The organism is Arthrobacter sp. SLBN-53 (genome assembly GCF_006715585.1).
Taxonomy (GTDB): Bacteria; Actinomycetota; Actinomycetes; order Mycobacteriales; family Mycobacteriaceae; genus Mycobacterium; species Mycobacterium neoaurum_A.
The window spans coordinates 4,637,807-4,661,826 of the sequence record NZ_VFNN01000001.1; the positions used below are offsets into that span (position 1 = coordinate 4,637,807).

The following is a 24,020-nucleotide window of genomic DNA, read 5'->3' on the forward strand; positions in this document are numbered from 1 at the left end:
GCGCCGAAAGGCAGTTCGGGTGGCCGGTTTTGTGACACTGAGCCGACAGTGCCGGCTGTTCGCGATCGGTTCGACGTTCTTCGCCGTCGCCACCGTGCCCGGTTTCGCGACGATGGCGGGTGCCGGCGCATCGAATGTGCTGTGTTTCGTCGGATCCTGGTTCTTCACGACGGCGGCCTGGATGCAGCTGCGCCTGTCCGACCGCAGCATCGGGTGGTGGTCGGCGGCCATCCAGTTCATCGGGACCGTGCTGTTCAACCTCAGCACCGGCGCTGCGGTCTCGGTACACACCATCCACGCCGAACGACACGATGTCTGGGTTCCGGATGCCGCCGGGTCGGCGGCCTTCCTGATCAGTGGGATCCTGGCGGTCCTCACGGTCGGCTGGTGGGCCCCGAAATCCGTGGACTGGCAGGTGGGTTGGATCAATCTGGTCGGCTGCGTCGCGTTCGGTGTATCGGCCGCGGGGGCATTCGTGACGACGGCCGGGGTGACCGCCGACGCCTGGCTTGCCAACCTGGGCACCTTCGTCGGCGCGCTGTGCTTCCTCACCGCGGCGTTGTTGCCGCCCCAAGCCCGGCGTGCCGGGGGTGCCTCCCGCTCGCGGGGGAGCGCAAACTCCCCCTTCTCTGGCTGAAAAGGGGGAGTTGGCGTCTGTTGGGAAAAACTGCTTACGAAACGCCGGCCAGTGTGTCGACCGTCGAGAGTGCCTGGGCGACACCGGAGACGATCGAGGCCAACCGGATGGCTTCGAAGATGGCGGTGCGCTCGACACCTGCGTCGCGCAGCACGGTCTCATGCGCCGACAGGCAGTGGCCACAACCGTTGATCGCCGATACCGCCAGCGACCACAGCTCGAAATCTTCCTTGGCCACACCGGGGTTGGCGATGATGTTCATCCGCAGGCCGGCGCGGAGATCATCGTAGCGACCGTCGAGTTGGCCCTTGGTGCGGTAGAAGACGTTGTTCATCCCCATCACCGCGGCCGCACCGAGCGCGGCGTTGTAGGCCTCACCGGACAGGATGTCGAGGGCGTCCTCGGCTATCTCGCGGAGCAGACGCTGCGACTTGGTTGCCGCCGCGGTGGCAACGAACGCACCCCAGAGCTGCTGCTCGGTGAGCTCGGTGGTGCGGGCGATACTGCCCAGGTTGAGCTTGAGATCCTTGGCGTATTCGGGGAGTGCTTCCTTGATGTTCTCCAGGCTCATGCTCAGACCGCCTCTGCCAGCAGTTCGCCGGCATCGATCGTCGGGTCACCCTTGCGCCAGTTGCATGCGCACAGCTCGTCGGACTGCAGGGCATCGAGCACCCGCAGTACCTCGTCGACGTTGCGCCCCACCGAACCCGCGGTCACCGACACGAACTGGATCTCGTTGTTGGGATCGACGATGAACGTGGCACGGTCGGCAACCCCGTCGGCGTTGAGCACGCCGGTGGCCGTGGCCAGTTCACGCTTGAGGTCCGAAACCATCGGGAACGGAAGCTTCTTGAGCTCGTCGTGCTGAGCGCGCCACTGGAAATGCACGAACTCGTTGTCGACCGAGACGCCGAGCACCTTGGCATCGCGGTCCTCGAACTCGTCGTTGAGCTTGCCGAAGGCGGCAATCTCGGTCGGGCAGACGAAGGTGAAGTCCTTGGGCCAGAAGAACACGATTCGCCACTTACCCTCGTGGTCGGCGCTGGTGACACGGGTGAAGTAGTCGTCGGGCTGCTTGGCATCCACCTTGCTCAGGTCGCCGCCGATGACCGCGGTCAGGTCGTATGCGGGGAATTGGTCGCCGATTGTCAGCAAGGGCATCGAACACTCCTTTATCTGGAATAATTCCAATGTGCATGACCATTGTGTCCCGCGGCGACGCGGCACGACAAGTCCGGCGCGGGTGATGGTCGACACAGCCCATCGGGCCGAGGCAGCGCCCAAAGTTCTTTGAATTTGTGCTATTTCGCAGCGGCGGGATCGTCGGTGGCGGTGGGCACCAGTGGGTAGGCGGCCACGGGGAACAACGCGCAGACGGCGAACGCCAGCGGAAACCCCGCCACCGAGATCAACGCGCCGAACAGTGGGGATGCCACTGCAGTGGCCAGGTGCTGGCTGGTGTTCTGGGTGCCCAGGGCGCGTCCACTCCAGAACGGGCCGGCGATCTCGGCGATCGCCGTGAACGCCAGGCCGTTGTCGGAGACCGTCACCAGTGAGGCGAACACCATCAGCGCAACACTCAGTGGCGAACCCAGCGCGTCGGTGAGCGCCAGCAGTGCCATGGTGGCCGACGCGGCGGCGGCGATGTAGCGGATCGGCCGGAGCCGGGACCCGATGACGTCCGACCACCTGCCCGCAGCGATGCGCCCGCCTGCGCCGAGCACCTGGGCCACGGTCACCAGGGCGCCCGCCGACCCGGCCGACCAGTCGCGGTCGGTCATCAGCCAGACGAGCATGAACGTCCACACGAAACCCTGTGGAATGACCAGCAATACCGATACCGCGTGGATCCGCACCAGCACCGACGACTTTCGGTAGGGATTGGCCAGATGCTCCGGCGGGGCATCCGACCGGGGCGGTCGGGGTGGGTCGAGTACGCCGACCGCGCAGATCAGCGCGGACACGACGCACACCACGGCGGGGAACAACAGTGCCGTCGACACCCCGTGGCTCTCGGCGACGCGCGGAATGACCAGCGCCCCCAGGCCGACGCCCAATGGTGTGGCCGTCTGCCGGATACCCATCGCCAACCCGCGTTGTTCGGGCGGGAACCACCCGACCACCACACGGCCGCTTGCGGAATTGCTGCTCGCGGCGGCCATTCCGCCGAGCAGGAGGAAAGCCCCCACGGCCCACAGGGAATCTGCCGTGGCCGCGCAGAAGGCGAAAACCGCCGTCAGTGCCGACCCGATCGTCAGCACTATTCGCTCGCCGATCCTGTCCACCAACCAGCCCCAGGCGATCAGGGTCAGCATCAGGCCGAAGCTGGGCATCGCAGACAGCAGGCCGGCGGAGGCTAGATCCAGGCCGCGTTGGTCGTGCAGGGTGGGAATCAGGAAGGCCACGCCGTTGATGAACACATTGGCGAAGGTGGTGGCCAGCAGCGCGATCACCAGCATCGACCATCGGCGGGCGGTGCTGATCGTCGTGGCCATGGCGCCCATGCTGCCACGCAAATCCCATTATATTGAACTTTCTTCTCATTATTTGAGACGTGGGATATGGGCCGTCCCCACTGGATGGGCATCGTGGCCGCTCATTAGGCTGGACGTATGCGTCTAGGTCGAATTGCCAGTCCGGATGGGGTCGCCTTCGTGGTCATCGAGGGCGACTCGACACACAGTGCGGTGTGCCGAGAGGTCGCCGAGCAGTACCTATCCCGCAATCCGACCTTCACCGGGCGCAGCTGGCCATTGGCCGATGTCCGCCTGCTGGCGCCGATCCTGGCCTCGAAGGTGGTCTGCATGGGCAAGAACTACGCGGCCCATGCCCGCGAGATGGGTGGCGAGGCCCCCGAGGACCCGGTGATCTTCCTCAAGCCCAACACGGCCATCATCGGCCCCAACGTCGCGATCCAGCTGCCCGCCGACGCGCATCCGGTCCACCATGAGGGAGAACTGGTCATCGTCATCGAACGGCCGTGCAAGGACGTCCCGGCCGCGAAGGCTGCCGATTACATCCTCGGCTACACCATCGCCAACGATGTGTCCGCGCGTGATCAGCAGAAGAAGGACGGCCAGTGGATGCGGGCCAAGGGGCACGACACCTTCTGTCCGGTCGGGCCGTGGATCGAAACCGATGTCGACCCCTCTGGCCTGGACATCCGCACCGAGGTCAACGGCACTGTGCGGCAGGACAGCAACACCGCGCTGCTGCTGCATGATGTCGGCGCCATCGTCGAGTGGGTCTCCGCGGTGATGACGCTGCTGCCCGGTGACCTGATCCTGACCGGCACACCCGAGGGGGTCGGGCCGATCGAAGACGGTGACACCGTCAGCATCACCGTCGAGGGCATCGGCACCTTGACCAATCCCGTTGTGCGAAAAGGAAAGTAGCTAATGAACCATCCCGTCCGGGTGCGTTTCTGTCCGTCACCGACCGGTACCCCGCACGTCGGGTTGGTCCGGACCGCGCTGTTCAACTGGGCCTACGCCCGTCACACCGGCGGCACATTCGTCTTCCGCATCGAGGACACCGACGCCGCGCGCGACAGCCAGGAAAGCTACGAGGCCATCCTGGATGCGCTGCGCTGGCTCGGCATGGACTGGGACGAAGGTCCCGAGGTGGGCGGACCGTACGGGCCGTATCGCCAGTCGGAGCGGTCGGAGATCTACCGCGAGGTGATCACCAAACTGCTCGACGCCGGCGAGGTGTACCCGGCCTACTCGACTCCCGAGGAGGTGGAGGCCCGCCATCTGGCTGCCGGCCGTAATCCCAAGCTCGGCTACGACAATCATGATCGCGACCTCACCGACGCCCAGCGAGCCGAGTTCGAGGCGCAGGGCCGCAAGCCGGTGCTTCGCCTGCGGATGCCCGACGCCGATCTGTCCTGGACCGACCTGGTGCGCGGCGAGACCACCTTCGCAGCCGGCGTGATTCCCGATTTCGCGATCACGCGCGCCAGTGGGGATCCGTTGTACACGTTGGTCAACCCGGTCGACGACGCCCTGATGAAGGTCACCCATGTGCTGCGGGGGGAGGACCTGCTGCCGTCCACGCCTCGCCAGTTGGCGCTCTACCAGGCGCTGATCCGGATCGGGGTGACCGATTTCATACCTGAGTTCGCGCACCTGCCAAGCGTTCTGGGCGAGGGCAACAAGAAGCTGTCCAAGCGCGACCCGCAGTCCAACCTGTTCCTGCACCGCGATCGCGGGTTCATCCCCGAGGGGCTGCTGAACTATCTTGCGCTGTTGGGTTGGGGCATTGCCGACGACCACGATCTGTTCAGTCTCGACGAGATGGTCGCCGCGTTCGACGTGGCGAACGTCAACTCCAATCCGGCGAGGTTCGACCAGAAGAAGGCCGATGCGATCAACGCCGAGCACATCCGGCTGTTGGCGCCGGAGGATTTCACCGCTCGGCTGCGGGCGTATCTCGGTGCCCACGGCCACGACACCGGTCTGGCCGACGCCGCCTTCGCCGAGGCCGCAGCGTTGGTGCAAACCCGGATCGTGGTGCTCGGCGATGCCTGGGAGCTGTTGAAGTTCTTCGATGACGCGAGCTACGGCATCGACGAGAAGGCGGCGGCCAAGGAGCTCAAGCCCGAGGCGGCCGCTGTGCTGGACGCTGCGCTGGCGGCTCTGGAGCCGCTGCCCGAATGGACGACTGCGGCCATCGAGCAGGCGCTCAAGGCATCGCTGCTGGAGGAATTGGAGCTCAAACCGCGGAAGGCCTTCGGTCCGCTGCGGGTGGCGATCACCGGAGCCACCATCAGCCCGCCGCTGTTCGAGTCCATGGAACTGCTGGGTCGCGAGCGCAGCCTGGCGCGGTTGACTGCCGCGCGGGGTGGGGTGTGAAAGCGCTCCGAAATGTTTGGTAGTCTTCTCGTCGGTCCGATAACCGCTCTGGAGTGATCCTCACGAGTGGGAAACGGTCCGAAAGATGCCTTGACCTGCAGGGATGGGCATCAAATGGGGTATGGTGTAATTGGCAACACTAGGGATTCTGATTCCCTCATTCTAGGTTCGAGTCCTGGTACCCCAGCTGTCCGGGCGATTAGGTTGGTACAAGCTCCTGAGCTATGCTGACCGTCCGGAAGTTGTTCTAGCCCCCGTCGTCTAGCGGCCTAGGACGCCGCCCTCTCACGGCGGTAGCGTGGGTTCGAATCCCATCGGGGGTACAGATGAAGTCCCAGGAGAAATCCTGGGACTTCGTTGTTTCTCGGGTTTGTGGGCCCGCCGTGCGTGACAGCGGTCGTGCCCTCAGAGGAAGCCGATGCCCTTACGCCCCGGACCCACGGAGGGTTCGGGATCCGCGCCCAGCGTCTTGTCGAGCAGTTCGTGATACACATCTCGAAAATCGGTGGTGGTCTTGAGGTCGCCGTCCTGGAGATCGGTCAGACTCGGCGCGTCACCGTAGAACCCACCCCGCACCGGCTCACCGACGATCAGAACCGGTCCCGAGGTGCCGTGGTCGGTGCCCTGGGTGGCGTTCGCGGCGACGCGGCGGCCGAACTCCGAATAGATCATCGTCACCACCCGCCGGCCGTAGGCGCTGTTGCGCATCTGTTTGAGAAACGGCACCAGGGCATCGTTGAGGGCGGCCAGGAGGCGCTGCTGGTCGTTTCTCTCGTTGGCGTGCGTGTCGAATCCGCTGAGAGACACCATGTAGACCTTGGTGGGCACACCGGCGCGCACGCACTGGGCAACCAGCTCGAGATCGTCGGCGAGCTGCTTGCCGAGATCGGTGGTGGCCGTGGCGGGCAGCGGACTGTCGGTGAAGCCGCGGAACGTCTCATCGGTGATCTGATAGGCCCGGTAGTCGGCGCGCACCGCGGCCATGGCCGCGGTGTCTTCGGCATCGGACGCGCTCATCGCCTGCAGGACGCCGGATATGTCGGTCGGCATCTTCGGGATGGTGGGGGAAAGCCCTGCGGCAGTTCGGTTCTGTCCGATCGCCATGGGTGGTAACACGGTGCCGATGTTGACCGCGCGCAGCGGATCGTCACCGGTGGTGTCCAGCCATCGCCCGATCCAGCCGGTTGCGGTCGGGTCATCCGGCGACGCGGTCTGCCAGATGTCCATCGAACGGAAGTGGCTGCGGTCCTGTTTCGGGTATCCGACGCCCCGGACGATGGCGAGGTTGTTGGCGTTCCATGACTCCGCGAGGCCGCCGAGCGCGGGGTTGAGCCCGACCGCACCGTCGAGATCGATCGCGGTGCTCGGTGCGAACGCCAGATCCGGTCGCGCGTCGTAGTACGCGCCGTCGGTGTAGGGGATCACCGTGTTCAGTCCGTCGTTACCGCCGTAGAGGGTCAGGATCACCAAGATCCCGGTGTCGGCGGGCAACGGCGCAACCTGTGCGCGCTCGAACATCTGCGGAAGCGTGACAGCCGCACCCGCGGCCGCGGCCAGTCCTGCCGCGCCGGCACTGGCCAGGAGGAACTTACGCCTGTTGATATCGCCCACGGGTGATCCTTCCCAACTCCGCTAGACCGTCAGGTATTCGGGCGAGTTGACGGCCGCGACCACCAGTCGTTGCGGGTTGCCGGCCAGTGGCCTCAGCGCAGCGGCGGTGGTGTCGGACCACGCGCCGATGCCGAGCAGGTACCCGACGGCGTCGATGCGGTCGCCGGTGGGGGCATCCTGCACGGGGGAGTAGTCGCCCAGCGGGACGAAACGATCGGCCGCCCAGACCCGTGCGGCCGCACTCGTATTCGACAACCACACCCGGCCCTGCGGCCACCCATCGACATCCGGTGGTGCGAACGGTCGTTGGCCCATCACCTTCAGAACGACATCGCAGGCGGTCAAGGTTTGCGGGCCGTCCAGCGGTACCGACAGCGAGCGCAGCATCCCGATCAACCATTCGACGGGGGTGACCACGGCGGTGCCTGCCGCAGCGTAGAACTCGGGGTCCGAGAAGATGGCCTTGGTCAGCGCCTTGAGATTCCGGCCGGGGCCGTAGGCGGCCATCAGTCGGTCGGATGCCGCGCGGCTCGGGTTGTCATCGGAGGCCAGCAGGCGCCACAGCTTCGATGTGACGAACCTGGCCGAGGCGGGATGGCGCAGCACGATATCGCAGAATTCGGTGTCACCGAGGGCCCCGGTGGTTCCCAGGACGGTCTTGGCTCCGAAGTCGTGGTGTTCGCTGACGAGCACCGTGCCGTTCCCCGGCGTGTCGAAGCGACCCGTGAGCGCCCGGGATCCCTCGCGCACATCGCGTTCGGTGTAGCCGCTGTCGTGGCCGAGGGTGAACAGCTCCATGAATTCGCGGGACAGGTTCTCGTTCGGGGCCTCTTTGGTGTTCCCCAGACCGTCCAGCCACCGCAACATTGCCGAGTCGGTCAGCATGGAGTAGGCGAGATCGCGGAAGTCACCGAGCGCATGGGTGCGCAGCGTCTGGTTCTGGGCAGCCATGAACTCGGCGGCGACCACCTTCTCCGCCGATGTCGCGAAGTGGTTGTGCCAGACGAAGGTCAGTTTTTCGTGCACCGGCTCGCGCACAGCGACCATCCGGCGGATCCACCAGCCGGACAGGTCCTGCATCTGGGCCAGCATGTTGCTGGCAAAGGCGGCGGTTGCGGCTTCGCTGGCCGGTAGCGGCGGTGTGGAGTAGGAACCCATCGGCGTCGCCATCGCTCCCGGGTCGGCGGCCGGATCCAAGCCGAGTATCTCGTCGAGATGCCGTGCCCGATCCTTGCCGACCACGGCGTCGACCGCGCGCCCGGTGGTGCCGAAACCCGACCGCCGCAGCATCCGCGCGGCAGCCTGCCATTGCACTGATTGTGAACCCGTGGTCCAGACCTCCCCCGGCGCGGACTGCGCCAATGGATAAACGATAAACGGACGGCGATGAGTTTGCTAGAGCCGGCGGGTGAGTGCCTCGGAGGCGGCAAGCAGGTCGGCCGCCCAGCGGGCGCCCGGTCGGCGGCCCATCCGGTCGATCGGCCCCGAGACGGAGATGGCGGCAATGACGGCGCCGCGGCCGTCGCGCACCGGAGCAGACACGCTGGCGACGCCGGATTCGCGCTCGGCCGCGCTCTGCGCCCAACCGCGTTTGCGGACCTCGGCCAGGGTTCGCTCACTGAACTTGGCGGTGGGCAGGATCGCCTGTTGTGACGCCGGATCGCTGTAGGCCAGCAAGACTTTGGCGCCGGAGCCGGCGGTCATCGGTAGCCGGGTTCCGACGGGGACCGTGTCGCGTAAGCCGACCGGCGGCTCAAGGGAAGCGACGCAGACCCGCGAATTACCTTCTCTGCGGTACAGCTGCACGCTCTCTCCGGTCAGTTCGCGCAGCCGGGGTAGCACCGCGGCGCCGGCCGCCAGCAGTGGATCATTGACCTGCCCGGCCAGTTCGGTCAGCGCCGGACCCAGCCGCCAGCGTCCCTCGTTGTCCCGGGCCAGCAGCCGGTGCACTTCCAGGCCTGCGGCCAGTCGGTGTGCGGTGGCTCGCGGCAGTCCGGTCCGTTCACACAGTTCGGCCAGCCCGCAGGGGGACTCGGCCACGGTATGCAGCACTCCCACCGCTTTGTCGAGCACGCCGATACCGCTATCCTGTCTCACAGGGAGATACTAGCGTTCCGCATCGTGAGATTGCCAGCCCGTCACGGCGGTACGCCCGAGCCGAATAGAGATACCCATGGAGCAGACGCAGTCGAATTCGCGGCCTCGTACCCTGGCCGAGAAAGTGTGGGAGGACCACATCGTGGTCCGCGGTGCCGGTGAGGGTGCGGCGCAAGAGCCGGACCTGATCTATATCGACCTGCACCTCGTGCACGAGGTGACCAGTCCGCAGGCCTTCGACGGTCTGCGGCTGGCCGGTCGGCCGGTGCGCAGGCCCGATCTGACCATTGCCACCGAGGACCACAACGTCCCGACGATGGATATCGACAAGCCGATCGCCGATCCGATTTCGCGGACCCAGGTGGAAACCCTGCGCCGCAACTGTGCGGAGTTCGGAATACGGTTGCACCCGATGGGCGATGCCGAGCAGGGCATCGTGCACATCATCGGCCCGCAGTTGGGCCTCACTCAGCCGGGCATGACGATCGTCTGCGGTGACAGTCACACCTCCACCCACGGCGCGTTCGGTTCCATCGCCATGGGTATCGGCACCTCCGAGGTCGAACATGTCATGGCGACGCAGACTTTGGCACTCAAACCGTTCAAGACGATGGCGGTCAACGTCGACGGCGAACTGCCCGCCGGCGTCAGTGCCAAGGACATCATCTTGGCGGTGATCGCCAAGATCGGCACCGGTGGCGGTCAGGGACACGTCATCGAATACCGGGGTAGCGCCATCGAATCGCTGTCCATGGAGGGCCGGATGACGATCTGCAACATGAGTATCGAAGCGGGGGCGCGCGCCGGGATGGTGGCCCCCGACGACACCACCTTCGAGTTTCTCAAGGGACGGCCCCACGCCCCTACCGGTGCGGACTGGGATGCCGCGGTGGCGTCCTGGCGGCAGTTGCGCACCGACGAGGGAGCCGAATTCGACACCGAGGTGTACCTGGATGCGAGTTCGTTGAGCCCGTTCGTCACCTGGGGCACCAACCCCGGGCAGGGCGTCCCGCTGTCCGCCGACGTCCCGGATCCCGAAATGATGCTCAGTGACGACGAGCGTCAGGCTGCAGAGAAAGCCTTGACCTATATGGACCTTCGGGCGGGTACCCCGATGCGGGACATCCCCGTCGACGCGGTGTTCGTCGGTTCGTGCACCAACGGCCGGATCGAAGACCTGCGGGTGGTCGCCGAAATCCTGGACGGCCGCACATTGGCCGACGGGGTGCGCATGCTCGTCGTCCCCGGTTCGATGCGCGTGCGGGAGCAGGCCGAATCCGAGGGCCTGGGTGAGATCTTCGTGGCAGCCGGCGCCGAATGGCGTCAGGCCGGCTGCTCGATGTGCCTGGGGATGAACCCGGACACACTCGCTCCGGGGGAGCGGTGTGCATCGACATCCAACCGCAATTTCGAGGGCAGGCAAGGCAAGGGGGGGCGCACCCATCTGGTCTCGCCCGCGGTGGCCGCCGCCACCGCGGTGCGTGGAACCCTGTCGTCGCCGGCCGATCTGGCCCCGATTTCCGCCAAGCGCTAGGAGTATCAGGACATGCAGGCATTCCAGACCCACACCGGCATCGGCGTCCCGTTGCGCCGTTCCAACGTGGACACCGACCAGATCATCCCGGCGGTCTATTTGAAGCGCGTCACCCGAACGGGTTTCGAGGACGGTTTGTTCGCCGCCTGGCGCAATGATCCGTCCTTCGTCCTCAATCTGGCCCCATTCGACAGGGGTTCGGTCTTGGTCGCGGGCCCGGATTTCGGCACCGGGTCCTCCCGGGAGCATGCCGTCTGGGCATTGATGGACTATGGGTTCCGGGTCGTCATCTCGCCCCGGTTTGCCGACATCTTCCGGGGCAACGCCGGAAAAGCGGGACTGTTGGCGGCTCAGGTCTCTCAGGATGACGTCGAACTTCTGTGGAAGTTGATCGAGCAGAATCCGGGCCTGGAAATCACTGTGAATCTTCAAGATCGAACCATCGCCGCCGGAACGGTCATGGTGCCGTTCACTATTGATGACTACACCGCCTGGCGGCTGCTCGAAGGTCTCGACGATATAGGCCTCACGCTGCGGAAACAGGATGAAATCACGGAGTTCGAGCAGCGCCGGCCGAGCTTCAAACCCCGCACTCTGCCGGCCTGAATTCGAGGTTGCCGGGCCCTCAAATATGGCCCGGCAACCGCTTTCTCGGACGCCGGTACCACTACCCAAGTGGGCCAATCGGATTGCCGAATTTCTCTCAGCTACCGCTGAAACTGTGCGTGGCTCTTGGAAATATGCAGCAAATGGGTTTACCGTGTCCTCTAGTCGGTTCAAAGTGGACCACTGGACTTCGGAGGGTTTGCATGAACAAAGCAGAGCTCATCGACGCACTCACAACCAAGTTGGGCACCGATCGTCGACAGGCTACTGCCGCGGTTGAGAACATCGTCGACACCATCGTGCGTGCCGTGCACAAGGGCGAGAGCGTCACCATCACCGGTTTCGGTGTTTTCGAGCAGCGTCGTCGCGCTGCCCGTGTCGCTCGTAACCCGCGCACGGGTGAGACGGTGAAGGTCAAGCCGACGTCGGTTCCGGCCTTCCGTCCGGGCGCCCAGTTCAAGGCGGTTGTCTCTGGCGCGCAGCGTCTCCCGGCCGACGGCCCCGCCGTCAAGCGTGGTGTCGCGGCCGCTCCGGCCAAGCGTGGTGCCGCCAAGAAGGCCGCCCCGGCCAAGCGTGCCGCGGTCAAGAAGGCTGCACCGGCTGCCAAGAAGGCCGCTCCGGCCAAGAAGGCGGCTCCGGCCAAGAAGGCCACCGCCGTGAAGAAGGCGGCACCGGCCAAGAAGGCCACCGTCGCGAAGAAGGCGGCTCCGGCCAAGAAGGCCACCGTCGCGAAGAAGGCTGCACCGGCTGCCAAGAAGGCCGCTCCGGCCAAGAAGGCGGCTCCGGCCAAGAAGGCCACCGCCGCCAAGGCTCCGGCCAAGAAGGCTCCGGCCAAGAAGGCTCCCGCGAAGCGCGGTCGCCGCTAAGTCGCACGCAGTACTGCAAAAGCACCCCAAACCAGGCGGTTTGGGGTGCTTTTGCGGTGCGCGGTGAATCTCAGTCGAGGATGCCCAGCGGACTCCCCAGATGGTCGGCTGCCACAGGCTTGCCTGCGACCGAGGACAACACCCACGTGCTGCCTTTTCGGTTTCGCGACTTGTCCGGACGCACGTCCCCACGATGACACCACCAGCTGATCAGATCGGGTATCACCGCTCCCTGGGTGCAGATCACGGGAACCCCACCGGCGCCCGCGATATCGAGCAGACGCTGCCGAGCTGCCTTGCGATCGTCTGCGTAGGCCTCTTCGGTGAAGGCGGATTCCAGCTCGATCTCGACGCCCAACTCCTGAGCCAACGGCTCGACCGTCTGGCTGCAGCGCACCCTCGGCGCGGCGTGCACCGCGGTGGCGCCGAACGCAAGCAGTTGCGCCACCAACGATTCCGCCTGCGCCCTGCCGTACTTGTCCAGGGGGCGCTTGCGGTCGTCACCCTTGAACTTCGACCGTGACCCCGCACGGCCATGCCGCACGATCAGCACCGTCTCGGTGTCGTGCTCAGCCTTGGTGAACCGGCGCAGTACTTTGCGATCGGCCGGGTACTGCAACCGTTCGAGAGCCGTCTTGGGAGGTAACCAGAGCAGCTCGTCGACTTCGTCGGCGGCGCGGAACTCGCCGTCGACGGCCTCGGCTGCCCAGTAGACGACCCGTTTGGTGGTGTCCCCGACCGGATAGGTGATCACCGACAGGCGTCGTCCGAGCCGTGCGGCGTAACCGGTTTCCTCGCCTAGCTCGCGTACCGCGGTGACGGGGTGAGTCTCGCCGGGGTCGACCTTCCCCTTGGGCAGCGACCAATCGTCATAGCGCGGTCGATGTACCACCGCCACCTCGGTGCGCCCGGCTCGATCCCGCCACAACACCGCGCCCGCCGCGTGGACTGTCATCTTCGTCCGGCGAGTCGGGGTGTCCGACACATCAACTCCTGTACGTGGTCGTCATCGGGGTTGTCTCGTCACGGCGCACGGTGTCTGGCCATGAGCTCCACCTGATGGTCGCGCACCTTCTGCCCGGGCAGCGGCAACGCGATCCAGCGCCCGTCGGCTTGTAGCTCCCAGCACCGGGTTGCCGGATCCATGGTGGACTCGAGCATGTCGTCCAACTGGGCGGTCAACCTCGGATCCTTCACCTGTGCCATCACTTCCACACGACGGTCGAGATTACGATGCATCATGTCGGCACTGCCGATCCAGAACTCGTTGATGGCGCGGAAGTGAATAATTCGCGAGTGCTCCAGGAACCGGCCCAGAATCGACCGCACCACGATGTTCTCCGAAAGGCCGGGCTGGCCGGGCCGCAGTGCGCAGATTCCGCGCACCACCACCTCAACCCTGACGCCGGCCTGTGAGGCGCGGTACAGGGCATCGATCACCTGCTCGTCGACCAGCGCGTTGGCCTTCAACCGGATTTGGCCCTGGCCGTTCTCCTGATGTGCTGCTGTTTCCTGCTCGATGCGCCCGATGATCCCCTTGCGCACACTGTGCGGTGCCACCAGAAGATTGCGGTAGGCAACCTTGCGGGAGTATCCGGTGAGCGAGTTGAACAGATCGGTCAGGTCCGCACCGATATCGGGGGAGGCCGTCAGCAACCCCACATCCTCGTACAACCGCGCGGTTTTCGGGTTGTAGTTGCCGGTACCGATATGGCAGTAGCGGCGAATGGTCGAACCCTCCCGCCGCACCACAAGAGCTGTCTTGCAGTGGGTTTTCAGTCCGATCAAGCCGTAGACGACATGGACCCCCGCCTGTTCCAATGCGCGGGCCCATTTGATGTTGGCCTGTTCGTCGAAGCGAGCCTTGATCTCCACCAGTGCGACGACCTGCTTGCCGGCCTCGGCCGCATCGATGAGCGCGTTGACGATCGGTGAGTCGCCGGAGGTTCGGTAGAGCGTCTGTTTGATGGCCAACACGTTCGGATCGGCCGCAGCCTGTTCGATGAATCGTTGGACCGTGGTGGAGAACGAGTCGTAGGGATGGTGCACCATCACATCACCGTCGCGCAGCGTCGAGAAGATGCTCTTGGGAGTCTCGCGCTCGCCGAAGGCCGCGGGGGTGGCGGGGACGAACGGGCGGTCCTTGAGGTCGGGACGGTCGACGCCGTAGATCTGCCACAGTGACGAAAGGTCCAGCAGTCCCGGTACCTCGATCACGTCACCGGGATGCACGTCGAGCTCGCGCAGCAACAGCTCGAGCATGTTCTCGGTCATATCGTCGGCGACCTCAAGGCGCACCGGCGAACCGAAGCGCCTGCGCGCCAATTCACGTTCCAATGCCTGCAAGAGGTCCTCGTCCCGATCTTCGGCGACTTCGAAATCGGCGTTGCGGGTGATTCGGAACGCGTGCTGTTCGACGATCTCCAAACCCGGGAACAGCACGGAGAGAAAGGCGCCGATCAATTCCTCGAGGGGCAGGAATCGGATGGGCCCCTGTGCCCCGTCGGCATCGACGGTCCTTGGCAGCTCGACGAAGCGGTCGACGTTGTCGGGCACCTTGATTCGGGCGAAGTGCTGGGTACGGTCGTCGGGCTGGCGCACGGTGATCGCGAGATTGAGGCTGAGGCCACTGACGAAGGGGAACGGATGTGCCGGATCGACGGCGAGCGGGGTGAGGACCGGGAACACCTGCTCATGGAAGTAGGTGGACAGTGCGGCGTGCTCGTCCTCGCTCAGGTCTGCCCAGCTGACGATCACGATTCCCTTCTCGGCCAGTGCCGGTCGCACCGCCTCCAGAAAGACCTGGGCGTGCCTGCTGGAAATCTGCTGGGTGCGTTCCCCGATCCGGCGCAACTGTTCGCGCGGGGACAGGCCGTCGGCGGAGCGCACCGAGAGGCCCATCTCGTCACGACGTTTCAAGCCGGCGACCCGCACCATGTAGAACTCGTCGAGGTTCGACGAGAAGATGGCAAGGAATTTGGCACGTTCCAGCAGCGGCAGCGAATTGTCGGCGGCCAACGCCAGCACGCGGGCGTTGAAATCCAGCCAGCTCAGCTCGCGGTTGAGGTAACGGTCTTCGGGCAGGCTGTCGTCGATCGCCGCGGCCGACGCCGCCGGCGGGGCGTCGGGCGCCGAGTCGGGAGTTTCCGCGATCGTCCGATCGGCTGCTGATGTCTCGACTTCGGTCATTGTTCGATCATCGCCTATCGCCATCGCTCATTCCAGTAGTGCGCTCAGCTCTTACAGCCGGTGGGGCAGAACTGCCCGACGATCCGGCGGGTGGCCGGGCCGACGCCGAGCGTCAGCGCCGCCGTCAGATCGTCGGGGGTGTCGATATCGCACCGCAAACCCGGCCAGTCGCCGTGCAGTTCGTGGGCGCCGGAATCGGCGTGGTGGCGCGTGGATTCGGCCCCGAAGCGAGGTTCGAGCGGGACGCCGAAGGCGAACAGTGCGGCGGTGCCGGTGCCGTGCCGATCACCGACGAAGCTCCGGCGGTGATGCTGCGCCAGCATCACCGCCTCGGCCAGTTCGGAGGATCGCAGAGCGGGAAGATCGCCCTGGAGGACAACGATATTGGACATCCCGATGGCGGCTTCGGCCGCGGCGAGCGCATTGTTCAGCGGATCGGGATGGTCGGCCGGCGTCGGGTCGGCCACCGCGGTGGCACCCAGTTCACGCGCGGCGGCGGCTGCGCCGGCGTCCGGGGTGACCACGGTGACGAAACTCACCGCGGGCACCGCGGCGGCGGCATGCACGGTGTCGGTGAGCATCGCGAGCACCAACTGCTCGCGCGCATCGGCTGGCAGTACCGGGGCCAGGCGGCTCTTGGCCGCGGTCAATCGCTTCACCGCGATCACCACGGCGACCTGCGACCCTGCGCCGGCGACACTCATACCGCCATCCTGCCAGCTTCGGTTCAACGACTAGGGTTGAGTCGTGGTCGAAGCCGCTGTGATGGGTGCCGGTGCATGGGGAACAGCGCTGGCCAAGGTGCTGGCCGACGCGGGTAACGGGGTTCGGTTGTGGACCAGGCGTCCCGAATTGGCCGCACAGATCAATGCGACGCATCGCAATCCGGACTATCTCGGTGAGGTGGCCCTGCCCAGTTCGATCAGGGCCACCGGCGATGCGGGTGAAGCCCTCGACGGCGCGTGCACGGTGCTGCTCGGGGTCCCGTCGCAGACATTGCGCACCAATCTGACCGGCTGGAAGCAGCTGATCGGTGACGATGTGACCCTGGTGAGCCTGGCCAAAGGGATCGAATTGGATTCCCTGATGCGGATGAGCCAGGTGATCGTCGCGGTGACCGGTGCGGATCCGTCCAGGGTGGCGGTGGTGACCGGGCCGAACCTGGCCAAGGAGGTCGCCGACGAGCAACCGGCGGCGACGGTGGTGGCGTGTGCTGATTCCGGTCGCGCCGTCGCCCTGCAGCGGGCCATGTCCACGGCGTACTTCCGCCCGTACACCAACTCCGATGTGGTCGGTGCCGAGATCGGCGGCGCGTGCAAGAACGTCATCGCGCTGGCCTGCGGGATGGCTGCCGGAGCCGGACTGGGTGAGAACACCTCCGCGGCGATCATCACCAGGGGATTGGCCGAGATCATGCGCTTGGGAATCGCCTTGGGCGCCAAAGGCGCAACGTTGGCCGGCCTGGCCGGTGTCGGCGATCTGGTGGCCACCTGTACCTCACCGCAGTCACGGAACCGCAGTTTCGGTGAACGGTTGGGGCGGGGCGGTTCGATGGAATCGGCGTTGCAGGCAGTACAAGGTCATGTCGCAGAAGGGGCGACCTCGTGCCAGTCGGTGCTCGCCCTCGCCTCCAGCTACGACGTGGAGATGCCCTTGACCGATGCGGTCTACCGCGTGTGCCATCAGGGCCTGTCGGTGGAACAGGCCGTGATGTTGTTGTTGGGCCGCAGCACCAAACCCGAGTAGGACGCCCATGGACTACGGAGACTCCACCCGCAGCGTCAAAGCCGTTGGGCACGAAGCTATTCCAGGTGCGCCAGTGGCCCCGGTGCCGGTGCCCGCTTCGGCGTATCACCTGTCTGCGGACGAGGCGGCGCCCCTGGATACCTACGGGCGGGCGTCGAATCCGACGTGGCGTGGCCTGGAATCGGGGCTTGCCGAGCTCGAGGGCGCGACCTGGGCGCTGACCTTCGGGTCCGGTATGGGCGCGATCAGTGCGGTGCTGCGGGTGTTGGCCATGCCGCAGACCACCCTGGTGGTGCCCGCCGACGGCTATTACCAGGTGCGTCGCTATGCCGCGGAATACCTTGCCCCCCGTGGGGTCACGGTCGTCGAGGCCACCGCCGAGCAGATGTGCGAGGCGGCGGGCCGCGCTGATGTCGTGCTGGCGGAGACGCCGGTCAATCCCACCCTCGACGTCGTCGATCTGCATCGACTGGCGGCAATCTGCCGCTCCCGCGGCGCCACCCTCGTCGTCGACAACACCGCCGCCACCCCCTTCGGTGTACAGCCGTTGTCTCTCGGCGCCGACCTCGTCGTCGCCAGCGCCACCAAGGCACTGTCCGGACACAGCGATCTGTTGGCCGGCTACGTCGCGGGCTGTCATCCCGAGCTGATGGCGAAGATCGAGCGCGATCGGTTGCTCGCCGGACCGGTGCTCGGGGCCTTCGAGGCCTGGCTGGCATTGCGCAGCCTGGGCAGCGCGGGACTGCGCATCGATCGGCAGTGCCGCAACGCCCAGGCCGTTGCGCTGATGCTGCGCGATCATCCTGCGGTGCGATCTGTGCGCTATCCCGGCCTGCCCGACGATCCGTCGCACGCCGTCGCCGTCGAGCAGATGCGGCGATTCGGTGGTCTGGTCGCCGTCGAATTGGCCGATGCGGCCGCCGTCCACGCGCTGGTCCAGCGCAGCGAGCTGCTGGTGGCCGCGACGAGTTTCGGGGGACTGCACACCTGCGTGGATCGACGGGCGCGCTGGGGCGATCCGGTGGGGGACGGGTTCGCACGCATCGCGCTGGGCATCGAGGACACCGACGATATCGTCGCCGACATCGAGCGCGCGCTCACCTGAGACGCCGGCCCCGACGGGGAGCCGGTAGCCTCTGCAGGTTGTGAGTGCCCGTACCCGAGTCGCCGTCGTCTATGGCGGACGCAGCTCCGAGCACGGGATTTCCTGTGTTTCCGCAGGCAGCATCCTGCGCAATCTCGATCCGGAACGCTTCGAGGTGGTCGCCGTCGGTATCACCGGCGACGGATCGTGGGTGCTCACCGACGGCAGACCCGAGACGTTGGCCATCACCGACGGCCGCTTGCCTGCCGTCGCCGACGGCACCGCGCTCGCGTTGACCGCCGACCCGGTGCGCCGCGGTGAGCTGTTGTCCCTGGGCGAGGGCGCCGGCGCCGTGTTGGCCGCCGTCGATGTCGTCTTTCCGGTGCTGCACGGTCCCTACGGTGAGGATGGCACCATCCAGGGCCTGTTGGAGCTGGCCGGGGTGCCCTATGTCGGGGCAGGTGTGCTGGCCAGCGCCACCGGGATGGACAAGGAATTCACCAAGAAGCTCCTCGTCGCCGACGGCCTGCCGATCGGGGACCACGTCGTGTTGCGATCGCATCAGGCCACCGTGAGCCTCGATGACCGTGAGCGGCTTGGCCTTCCGGTCTTCGTGAAGCCTGCGCGCGGCGGTTCGTCGATCGGGGTGAGCCGGGTGACGGCATGGGATCAGTTGCCCGAGGCGATCGCCGAGGCGCGCCGCCATGACCCCAAGGTGATCGTCGAGGCAGCCATCATCGGCCGTGAGGTCGAGTGCGGTGTGCTCGAGTTCCCCGACGGCCGCATCGAGGCCAGCGAGATCGGTGAGATCCGGGTCGCCGGCGTGCGTGACCGTGAGGACACCTTCTACGACTTCGCCACCAAGTATCTGGAGGATGCGGCCGAGCTGGACGTGCCGGCCAAGGTCGATGACGATGTGGCCGACGCCCTGCGCGCCCTGGCGATCCGGGCGTTCCGGGCCATCGACTGTCAGGGTTTGGCGCGGGTCGACTTCTTCCTCACCGAAAACGGTCCGGTGATCAACGAGATCAACACGATGCCGGGATTCACCACCATTTCGATGTATCCGCGGATGTGGGCGGCCAGCGGGCTGGACTACCCGACACTGCTGGCGACGATGGTCGAGACCGCGGTCGCCCGCGGCACCGGCCTGCGCTGATCAGCGCGCCGGTCCCGGATCGGGTTGCTGGGCCGGCATGGTCCGCGCTATCACCTTGGAGATGAGCTGGATCGGCGTCGGACCGGAGCCCGACGGCAGGGTCAACGCGACATAGGTGGCGCGATCGACGGCGAACCAGGTGCTCACACCGTCCTGGCTGACCTCGAACCACTGCACCTCGTCGACCACCTGCACCGGCGTGCCCACCCGGAAGTCGACCGGTCGTTCCAGCCCGCAGCGCATGATGACCGGGTCCTGCTCCGGCTCGGCCCGCCATGCCGCTGCTCCGGCAGGCACGGGGTCGACGGCCTGGGCGCGGCGGTAGTCGCCGAGCTGCTCGGGTAACGCCTCCATCAGCGCGGTGCACTCGGCCGACTCGGCTTGCGGTGCCGGCGCCGCGGCGATCGCCACCGGCTTCTCCTCCGGGGCCGCCTGTCTGGTGGCCGCGAAGGTCAGCAGCACGATCACGGCGGCGACGGCGACGCCCACGGCGGCGATGATCAGCGAGCGGGGCGGGCCGTCGTGGTCGTCGTGGTCACTCACAGCGGTAACTCTATGGCTGTCCGACCGCGGCGATCGGACAGGTCAGGGTTCGGGTGATCCCGGCCACTTGCTGGACCCGGCCGACCACGTTGCGCTGCAGCTCGTCCTGACTGTCGGCACCGATGCGTGCCACCACGTCATATGGACCGGTGACGTACTCGGCCGAGACGACACCGGGCAGACCGATCAGCTGCTTGGCGACGACCTCGGCGCGACCCACCTCGGTCTGTATCAGCATGAACGCCTCCACCACGGCCGCGGCCCTCCGTTCCCCTGCATAGACTCAAGCAGGGGATAAACGTACCGCAGGTCGCGCCGTAGAACAGGGCGCCGAACTCCAGGCAGGACGGTGAGATGACCGACAACGGGCCGACTCTGGCACAGGTCGGCGAGTTCGGGGTGATCGATCGGCTGGTCGCCGACCGCCGCCAGCCAGCGGCGGTGACGCTGGGTCCCGGCGATGATGCCGCCGTGCTGCACGGTGCCACCGCGGTGAGCACCGACATGCTGGTGCAGGATCGGCATTTCCGCTTGGACTGGTCGCGGCCGCACGACATCGGCCGCAAGGCGATCGCGCAGAACGCCGCCGATATCGAGGCGATGGGCGCGGTGCCGACGGCGTTCGTCGTCGCCTTCGCCGCTCCGTCGGACACGCCGGCCGCTGCCGCGCAGGAACTCTCCGACGGCATGTGGGTGGAGGCGCTGCGGTGTGGCGGTGGTATCGCCGGCGGTGATCTGGTCAGCGCGCCGTTGTGGGTGATCTCGGTCACCGCGCTCGGCGATCTCGACGGCCGCGAGCCGGTGCGCCGCGATACCGCGGGCCCGGGACAAACGGTGGCCGTGATCGGTGATCTCGGTACCTCGGCGGCGGGATATTCGTTGTGGCACAGCGGGATCGATAAACACCATGAGCTGCGGGACGCGCACCTGGTGCCGCGGCCACCGTACGGACAGGGGCGGGTGGCCGCCGAGGCGGGCGCCACCGCCATGACCGATATCTCCGATGGACTGTTGGCCGATCTGGGCCATATCGCCGCCGCGTCCGGTGTGGGCATCGCGCTGTCGCGAGACGCGCTGCGCGCCGATCACGACCTGCTGGCCGCCGCCGCCGCGTCGGTCGGTCGGGACGGTTGGGAGTGGGTGCTCGGCGGGGGTGAGGAACATGCCCTGGCCGCGGTCTTCGCCGGACCCGTGCCCGCGGGGTGGCGTGTCATCGGTGAGACGACCGATGGGCCATCGGCAGTATTGGTCGACGGCCGGCCCTGGCATGCAAGTGCGGGCTGGCAGTCCTACTGACGGGCCGACACGCTAGTTTTGGGCCTCGTGACACCTCGCCCGCTGACAGATCTGATCGAACCCGGTTGGGCGCGTGCGCTCGAGCCGGTGGTCCCGAAGGTGACCGAGCTGGGAGAGTTCCTGCGCGGCGAACTGGCCGCCGGGTACCAGTATCTTCCGTCGGGGGAGAACGTGCTGCGGGCGTTCACCTTTCCGTTCGACGCGGTCCGGGTGCTCATCGTGGGCCAGGATCCGTACCCGACACCGGGCCACGCCGTGGGCCTGAGTTTCTCGGTGGCACCCGATGTCCGGCCGGTGCCGCGCAGCCTGGTGAACATCTTCACCGAGTACGGGTCGGACCTCGGCTATCCGGTGCCGGCCACCGGGGATCTGAGCCCGTGGGCTGAACAGGGCGTGATGCTGCTGAACAGGGTGCTGACCGTGCGTCCCGGTGCACCGGCCTCCCATCGCGGGAAGGGGTGGGAGGCGGTCACCGAATGCGCCATCCGGGCGTTGGTGGCGCGCCCCCAGCCGTTGGTCGCGATCCTGTGGGGCCGTGATGCGGGCACCCTGAAGCCACTTCTGGTCGAGGGTGGTTGCGGGGTCATCGAGTCCGTGCACCCGTCACCACTGTCGGCGTCACGCGGGTTCTTCGGTTCGAAACCGTTCAGCCGCACCAACGAGCTGTTGACCCAGCTGGGTGCCGAGCCGGTGGACTGGCGACTGCCCTGACGGCGGTGGTGGTGCGCAGACACGACATCGTCCCACCGCGTCGGGGACGCGATGGGACGATGAATCGAGTGTGGGGTGCGGACCTAACCGCGGGTGACCTTGCCGGCCTTCAGGCAGGAGGTGCAGACGTTGACGCGCTGCTTGTTGCCACCCGGGCGCGCCACTGCGCGCACCGACTGGATGTTCGGGTTCCACCGACGACTGGTCCGGCGATGGGAGTGTGAAACCGACTTACCGAAGCCGGGGCCCTTTCCGCAGACATCGCACACGGCAGCCATGTGTAGAACTCCTCGTAATCAGTACTTGATGGGTCAACAACCGGGAGGGTGACCCGACAACCTGACCAGGATACCGGCCGTGGGAACGGATCTCCAAAACGCTGTCCACAACCTGTGCAGATCAGCGGCGCTGTCAGCGGCGATGACTATTCTGGCCGGCACGGTCGGTGGGAGTTTCGGGAGGTGTAGATGGCGGCTGCGCGGGTCGACGCATCGGCGTTGCGGCGTTGGGCCCATACCGCCGTCGCACATCTGATCACCCATACCGACGAGATCAACCGCCTCAATGTCTTCCCGGTCGCCGATTCCGATACCGGCACCAACATGCTGTTCACCATGCGGGCGGCGGTCGCAGGAACGGAGGGCCGCGAGGACCTGGACCTGGTCGGGTTGACCGGCCTGCTCGCCGATGGCGCGCTACGCGGCGCACGCGGGAATTCCGGGGTGATCCTGTCGCAGATCCTGCGTGGTCTCGCCGATGTGACGGCCGAGGGTGCTCTCACCGAAATCGACGGACCCGCCTTCGCGATGGCGCTGCGTCGTGCCGAGGCGCTGGTCGTGGCGTCGATGGGGCAGGCGGTGCCCGGCACCATCGTCTCGGTGCTTTCCGCCGCGGCGGAAGCCGCAGAACAGTGCACCGCGGCGGAAGCCGCAGAACAGTGCACCGCGGCCGATATCGCCGACGTGGTCGCCGCCAGCGCGGGTGCCGCGAGCGTGGCGCTGGATCGCACCACCGGTCAACTCGACGTGCTGGCCGAGGCGGGCGTGGTGGACGCAGGTGGTCGGGGGTTGCTGGTACTTCTGGACGCGATGACCGCCATCCTCGTCGGGACCGCTCCCGCCCGTGACACCTACCGACCCGCCGCCATGGCAGAGCCGGTGCACACCGATCCGGCACCGCCGCGATTCGAGGTGATGTATCTGCTGACCGGCTCGACGGCCGAGGCGATCGACACGCTGCGCGCGGCGCTGGACGCGTTGGGGGATTCGGTGGCCATCACCGCCGGGCGCACCGGTGCGCACTCGGTGCACGTGCACACCGATGACGCGGGTGCGGCGGTGGAGGCCGGTCTGGCGGCCGGGATGCCCAGCGGTATCCAGGTGACGCTGCTGACCGGCGCGCGTCCGGTCGCCGCGGGAAGTCAGGACCGTGCGGTGCTCGCCGTCGTCGACGGCGACGGCGCGGCAACGTTGTTCGGCGGCGAAGGGGCCCGGGTGCTCAGGCCCGAGGACGGGCATCCGATCAGCGCCCAACAGTTGTTGCGCGCCCTCGTGGAAGCCGATGCTGCGCAGATCATGTTGCTGCCCAACGGATTCATCGCCGCCGAAGAACTGGTGGCGGGCTGCACCGCGGCAACGGGTTGGGGTATCGATGTCGTCCCCGTCCCGACCGCGTCCATGGTGCAGGGGTTGGCGGCGCTGGCGGTACACGACACAACCCGCCACGGTGTCGACGATGCCTACACCATGGCTCGCGCGGCCGCCGGTGCGCGGCACGGGTCGGTGCGGATCGCCACCGAGGACGCGTTGACGTGGGCCGGTTCCTGCAAGACCGGCGACGGCCTGGGGATCACCGGTGACGAGGTGCTGATCGTCGGTCGCGATGTGGTGGCCGCCGCCGCTGGGCTGATCGATCTGCTGTTGGCCTCCGGTGGAGAGCTGGTGACCATTTTGATCGGCGCCGGTGTCGACGACGGGGTGGGCGACCGGTTGCGCGAACACGTCCGCCGTCAGCACCTGGGCGCCGAGCTGGTCAGCTACCGCACCGATCACGACGGTGACGCGCTGTTGATCGGGGTGGAGTAGC

Annotated in this window: 24 protein-coding genes and 2 tRNA genes; 14 read left to right on the forward strand and 12 right to left on the reverse strand. The window is 66.6% G+C overall.

The features are described 5' to 3' along the window. The first annotated feature begins 19 nt into the window (after window positions 1–19). On the forward strand, window positions 20–637 hold the full coding sequence (locus tag FBY28_RS22245) for a hypothetical protein (protein ID WP_174241706.1): 618 nt from the start codon (window positions 20–22) through the stop codon (window positions 635–637). A 34-nt stretch (window positions 638–671) separates the two neighbouring features. Here the strand turns inward: FBY28_RS22245 and ahpD are convergent, their stop codons facing one another. The 3 genes from ahpD to FBY28_RS22260 all read right to left on the reverse strand — a co-directional run bounded on the left by ahpD (window position 672) and on the right by FBY28_RS22260 (window position 3,132). Beyond that, window positions 672–1,208: an alkyl hydroperoxide reductase AhpD gene (gene ahpD / locus FBY28_RS22250; RefSeq protein ID WP_141869410.1), complete on the reverse strand. Its 537-nt coding sequence runs from the start codon at window positions 1,206–1,208 to the stop codon at window positions 672–674. 2 nt (window positions 1,209–1,210) lie between these two features. Continuing rightward, window positions 1,211–1,798: a peroxiredoxin gene (locus FBY28_RS22255; RefSeq protein ID WP_019513564.1), complete on the reverse strand. Its 588-nt coding sequence runs from the start codon at window positions 1,796–1,798 to the stop codon at window positions 1,211–1,213. A 140-nt stretch (window positions 1,799–1,938) separates the two neighbouring features. Next, window positions 1,939–3,132, reverse strand: coding sequence for an MFS transporter (locus FBY28_RS22260; protein WP_141869411.1), 1,194 nt, complete (start codon window positions 3,130–3,132; stop codon window positions 1,939–1,941). A 117-nt stretch (window positions 3,133–3,249) separates the two neighbouring features. On the opposite strand from FBY28_RS22260, the gene FBY28_RS22265 reads away from it, so the two are divergent. From FBY28_RS22265 to FBY28_RS22280, 4 genes are all read left to right on the forward strand, one after another. Continuing rightward, window positions 3,250–4,032 carry a fumarylacetoacetate hydrolase family protein gene (locus tag FBY28_RS22265; protein WP_141869412.1) on the forward strand — a complete coding sequence of 261 codons (783 nt, stop codon included), beginning with the start codon at window positions 3,250–3,252 and terminating at the stop codon, window positions 4,030–4,032. A 3-nt stretch (window positions 4,033–4,035) separates the two neighbouring features. Next, window positions 4,036–5,493 carry a glutamate--tRNA ligase gene (gltX, locus tag FBY28_RS22270; protein ID WP_141869413.1) on the forward strand — a complete coding sequence of 486 codons (1,458 nt, stop codon included), beginning with the start codon at window positions 4,036–4,038 and terminating at the stop codon, window positions 5,491–5,493. Window positions 5,494–5,608: 115 nt separating this feature from the next. After that, window positions 5,609–5,680: transfer RNA gene (locus FBY28_RS22275), tRNA-Gln, on the forward strand. A gap of 63 nt (window positions 5,681–5,743) precedes the next feature. Continuing rightward, window positions 5,744–5,816, forward strand: a tRNA-Glu gene (locus FBY28_RS22280). An 82-nt stretch (window positions 5,817–5,898) separates the two neighbouring features. Here FBY28_RS22280 and FBY28_RS22285 read toward each other — a convergent pair. From FBY28_RS22285 to FBY28_RS22295, 3 genes are all read right to left on the reverse strand, one after another. Next, the gene (locus FBY28_RS22285; protein WP_141869414.1) at window positions 5,899–7,104 is read right to left on the reverse strand and encodes a DUF1501 domain-containing protein; all 1,206 of its coding nucleotides are present in this window, start codon (window positions 7,102–7,104) and stop codon (window positions 5,899–5,901) included. A gap of 21 nt (window positions 7,105–7,125) precedes the next feature. Beyond that, window positions 7,126–8,418, reverse strand: a complete 1,293-nt coding sequence (locus FBY28_RS22290) for a DUF1800 domain-containing protein (protein ID WP_216847897.1) — start codon at window positions 8,416–8,418, stop codon at window positions 7,126–7,128. Between the two features lie 81 nt (window positions 8,419–8,499). Continuing rightward, window positions 8,500–9,201, reverse strand: a complete 702-nt coding sequence (locus tag FBY28_RS22295; protein ID WP_023985563.1) for an IclR family transcriptional regulator — start codon at window positions 9,199–9,201, stop codon at window positions 8,500–8,502. Between the two features lie 76 nt (window positions 9,202–9,277). Here FBY28_RS22295 and leuC point away from each other — a divergent pair, with 76 nt between their 5' ends. The 3 genes from leuC (at window position 9,278) to FBY28_RS22310 (ending at window position 12,207) form a co-directional block, all read left to right on the forward strand. Next, window positions 9,278–10,735 carry a 3-isopropylmalate dehydratase large subunit gene (gene leuC / locus FBY28_RS22300; protein WP_141869415.1) on the forward strand — a complete coding sequence of 486 codons (1,458 nt, stop codon included), beginning with the start codon at window positions 9,278–9,280 and terminating at the stop codon, window positions 10,733–10,735. 12 nt (window positions 10,736–10,747) lie between these two features. Next, window positions 10,748–11,341: a 3-isopropylmalate dehydratase small subunit gene (gene leuD / locus FBY28_RS22305; protein WP_141869416.1), complete on the forward strand. Its 594-nt coding sequence runs from the start codon at window positions 10,748–10,750 to the stop codon at window positions 11,339–11,341. 203 nt (window positions 11,342–11,544) lie between these two features. Continuing rightward, window positions 11,545–12,207 carry an HU family DNA-binding protein gene (locus FBY28_RS22310; protein WP_141869417.1) on the forward strand — a complete coding sequence of 221 codons (663 nt, stop codon included), beginning with the start codon at window positions 11,545–11,547 and terminating at the stop codon, window positions 12,205–12,207. Window positions 12,208–12,277: 70 nt separating this feature from the next. On the opposite strand, the gene mutT1 is transcribed toward FBY28_RS22310, so the two are convergent. Genes mutT1 through cofC form a run of 3 tightly spaced genes read right to left on the reverse strand, consistent with a single transcriptional unit; the run spans window position 12,278 to window position 16,100 of the window. After that, window positions 12,278–13,192 (reverse strand): 8-oxo-(d)GTP phosphatase MutT1, encoded by a 915-nt coding sequence (mutT1, locus tag FBY28_RS22315; RefSeq protein ID WP_286178371.1) that lies wholly within the window; start codon window positions 13,190–13,192, stop codon window positions 12,278–12,280. A 38-nt stretch (window positions 13,193–13,230) separates the two neighbouring features. Continuing rightward, a complete protein-coding gene (locus FBY28_RS22320; protein ID WP_174241707.1) occupies window positions 13,231–15,396 on the reverse strand; it encodes an RNA degradosome polyphosphate kinase in 2,166 nt (721 codons plus the stop codon). 44 nt (window positions 15,397–15,440) lie between these two features. Further along, window positions 15,441–16,100: a 2-phospho-L-lactate guanylyltransferase gene (gene cofC / locus FBY28_RS22325; RefSeq protein ID WP_141869419.1), complete on the reverse strand. Its 660-nt coding sequence runs from the start codon at window positions 16,098–16,100 to the stop codon at window positions 15,441–15,443. A 43-nt stretch (window positions 16,101–16,143) separates the two neighbouring features. On the opposite strand from cofC, the gene FBY28_RS22330 reads away from it, so the two are divergent. Genes FBY28_RS22330 through FBY28_RS22340 form a run of 3 tightly spaced genes read left to right on the forward strand, consistent with a single transcriptional unit; the run spans window position 16,144 to window position 19,385 of the window. After that, entirely contained in the window at window positions 16,144–17,142 is a 999-nt protein-coding gene (locus FBY28_RS22330) for an NAD(P)H-dependent glycerol-3-phosphate dehydrogenase (protein WP_019513551.1), read from the forward strand. Window positions 17,143–17,149: 7 nt separating this feature from the next. After that, entirely contained in the window at window positions 17,150–18,247 is a 1,098-nt protein-coding gene (locus FBY28_RS22335) for a cystathionine gamma-lyase (protein WP_141869420.1), read from the forward strand. A 40-nt stretch (window positions 18,248–18,287) separates the two neighbouring features. Further along, window positions 18,288–19,385, forward strand: a complete 1,098-nt coding sequence (locus FBY28_RS22340; RefSeq protein ID WP_141869421.1) for a D-alanine--D-alanine ligase family protein — start codon at window positions 18,288–18,290, stop codon at window positions 19,383–19,385. Here FBY28_RS22340 and FBY28_RS22345 read toward each other — a convergent pair whose 3' ends face one another. Both FBY28_RS22345 and FBY28_RS22350 read right to left on the reverse strand, forming a co-directional pair. Next, window positions 19,386–19,928 carry a DUF3515 domain-containing protein gene (locus FBY28_RS22345; protein ID WP_141869422.1) on the reverse strand — a complete coding sequence of 181 codons (543 nt, stop codon included), beginning with the start codon at window positions 19,926–19,928 and terminating at the stop codon, window positions 19,386–19,388. It lies immediately after the preceding gene. A gap of 10 nt (window positions 19,929–19,938) precedes the next feature. Further along, window positions 19,939–20,166 carry an Lrp/AsnC ligand binding domain-containing protein gene (locus FBY28_RS22350; protein WP_286178372.1) on the reverse strand — a complete coding sequence of 76 codons (228 nt, stop codon included), beginning with the start codon at window positions 20,164–20,166 and terminating at the stop codon, window positions 19,939–19,941. Window positions 20,167–20,282: 116 nt separating this feature from the next. On the opposite strand from FBY28_RS22350, the gene FBY28_RS22355 reads away from it, so the two are divergent. Together FBY28_RS22355 and FBY28_RS22360 are read left to right on the forward strand one after the other, a co-directional pair. Beyond that, window positions 20,283–21,224, forward strand: a complete 942-nt coding sequence (locus tag FBY28_RS22355; RefSeq protein WP_141869424.1) for a thiamine-phosphate kinase — start codon at window positions 20,283–20,285, stop codon at window positions 21,222–21,224. A 27-nt stretch (window positions 21,225–21,251) separates the two neighbouring features. Beyond that, entirely contained in the window at window positions 21,252–21,935 is a 684-nt protein-coding gene (locus FBY28_RS22360) for a uracil-DNA glycosylase (protein WP_141869425.1), read from the forward strand. A gap of 83 nt (window positions 21,936–22,018) precedes the next feature. Here FBY28_RS22360 and rpmB read toward each other — a convergent pair whose 3' ends face one another. Further along, complete coding sequence (gene rpmB / locus FBY28_RS22365; protein ID WP_030135717.1) at window positions 22,019–22,213, reverse strand: 50S ribosomal protein L28; 195 nt, start codon at window positions 22,211–22,213, stop codon at window positions 22,019–22,021. Window positions 22,214–22,402: 189 nt separating this feature from the next. On the opposite strand from rpmB, the gene fakA reads away from it, so the two are divergent. Next, a complete protein-coding gene (fakA, locus tag FBY28_RS22370) occupies window positions 22,403–24,019 on the forward strand; it encodes a fatty acid kinase ATP-binding subunit FakA (RefSeq protein WP_141869426.1) in 1,617 nt (538 codons plus the stop codon). Window position 24,020 lies beyond the last annotated feature (1 nt).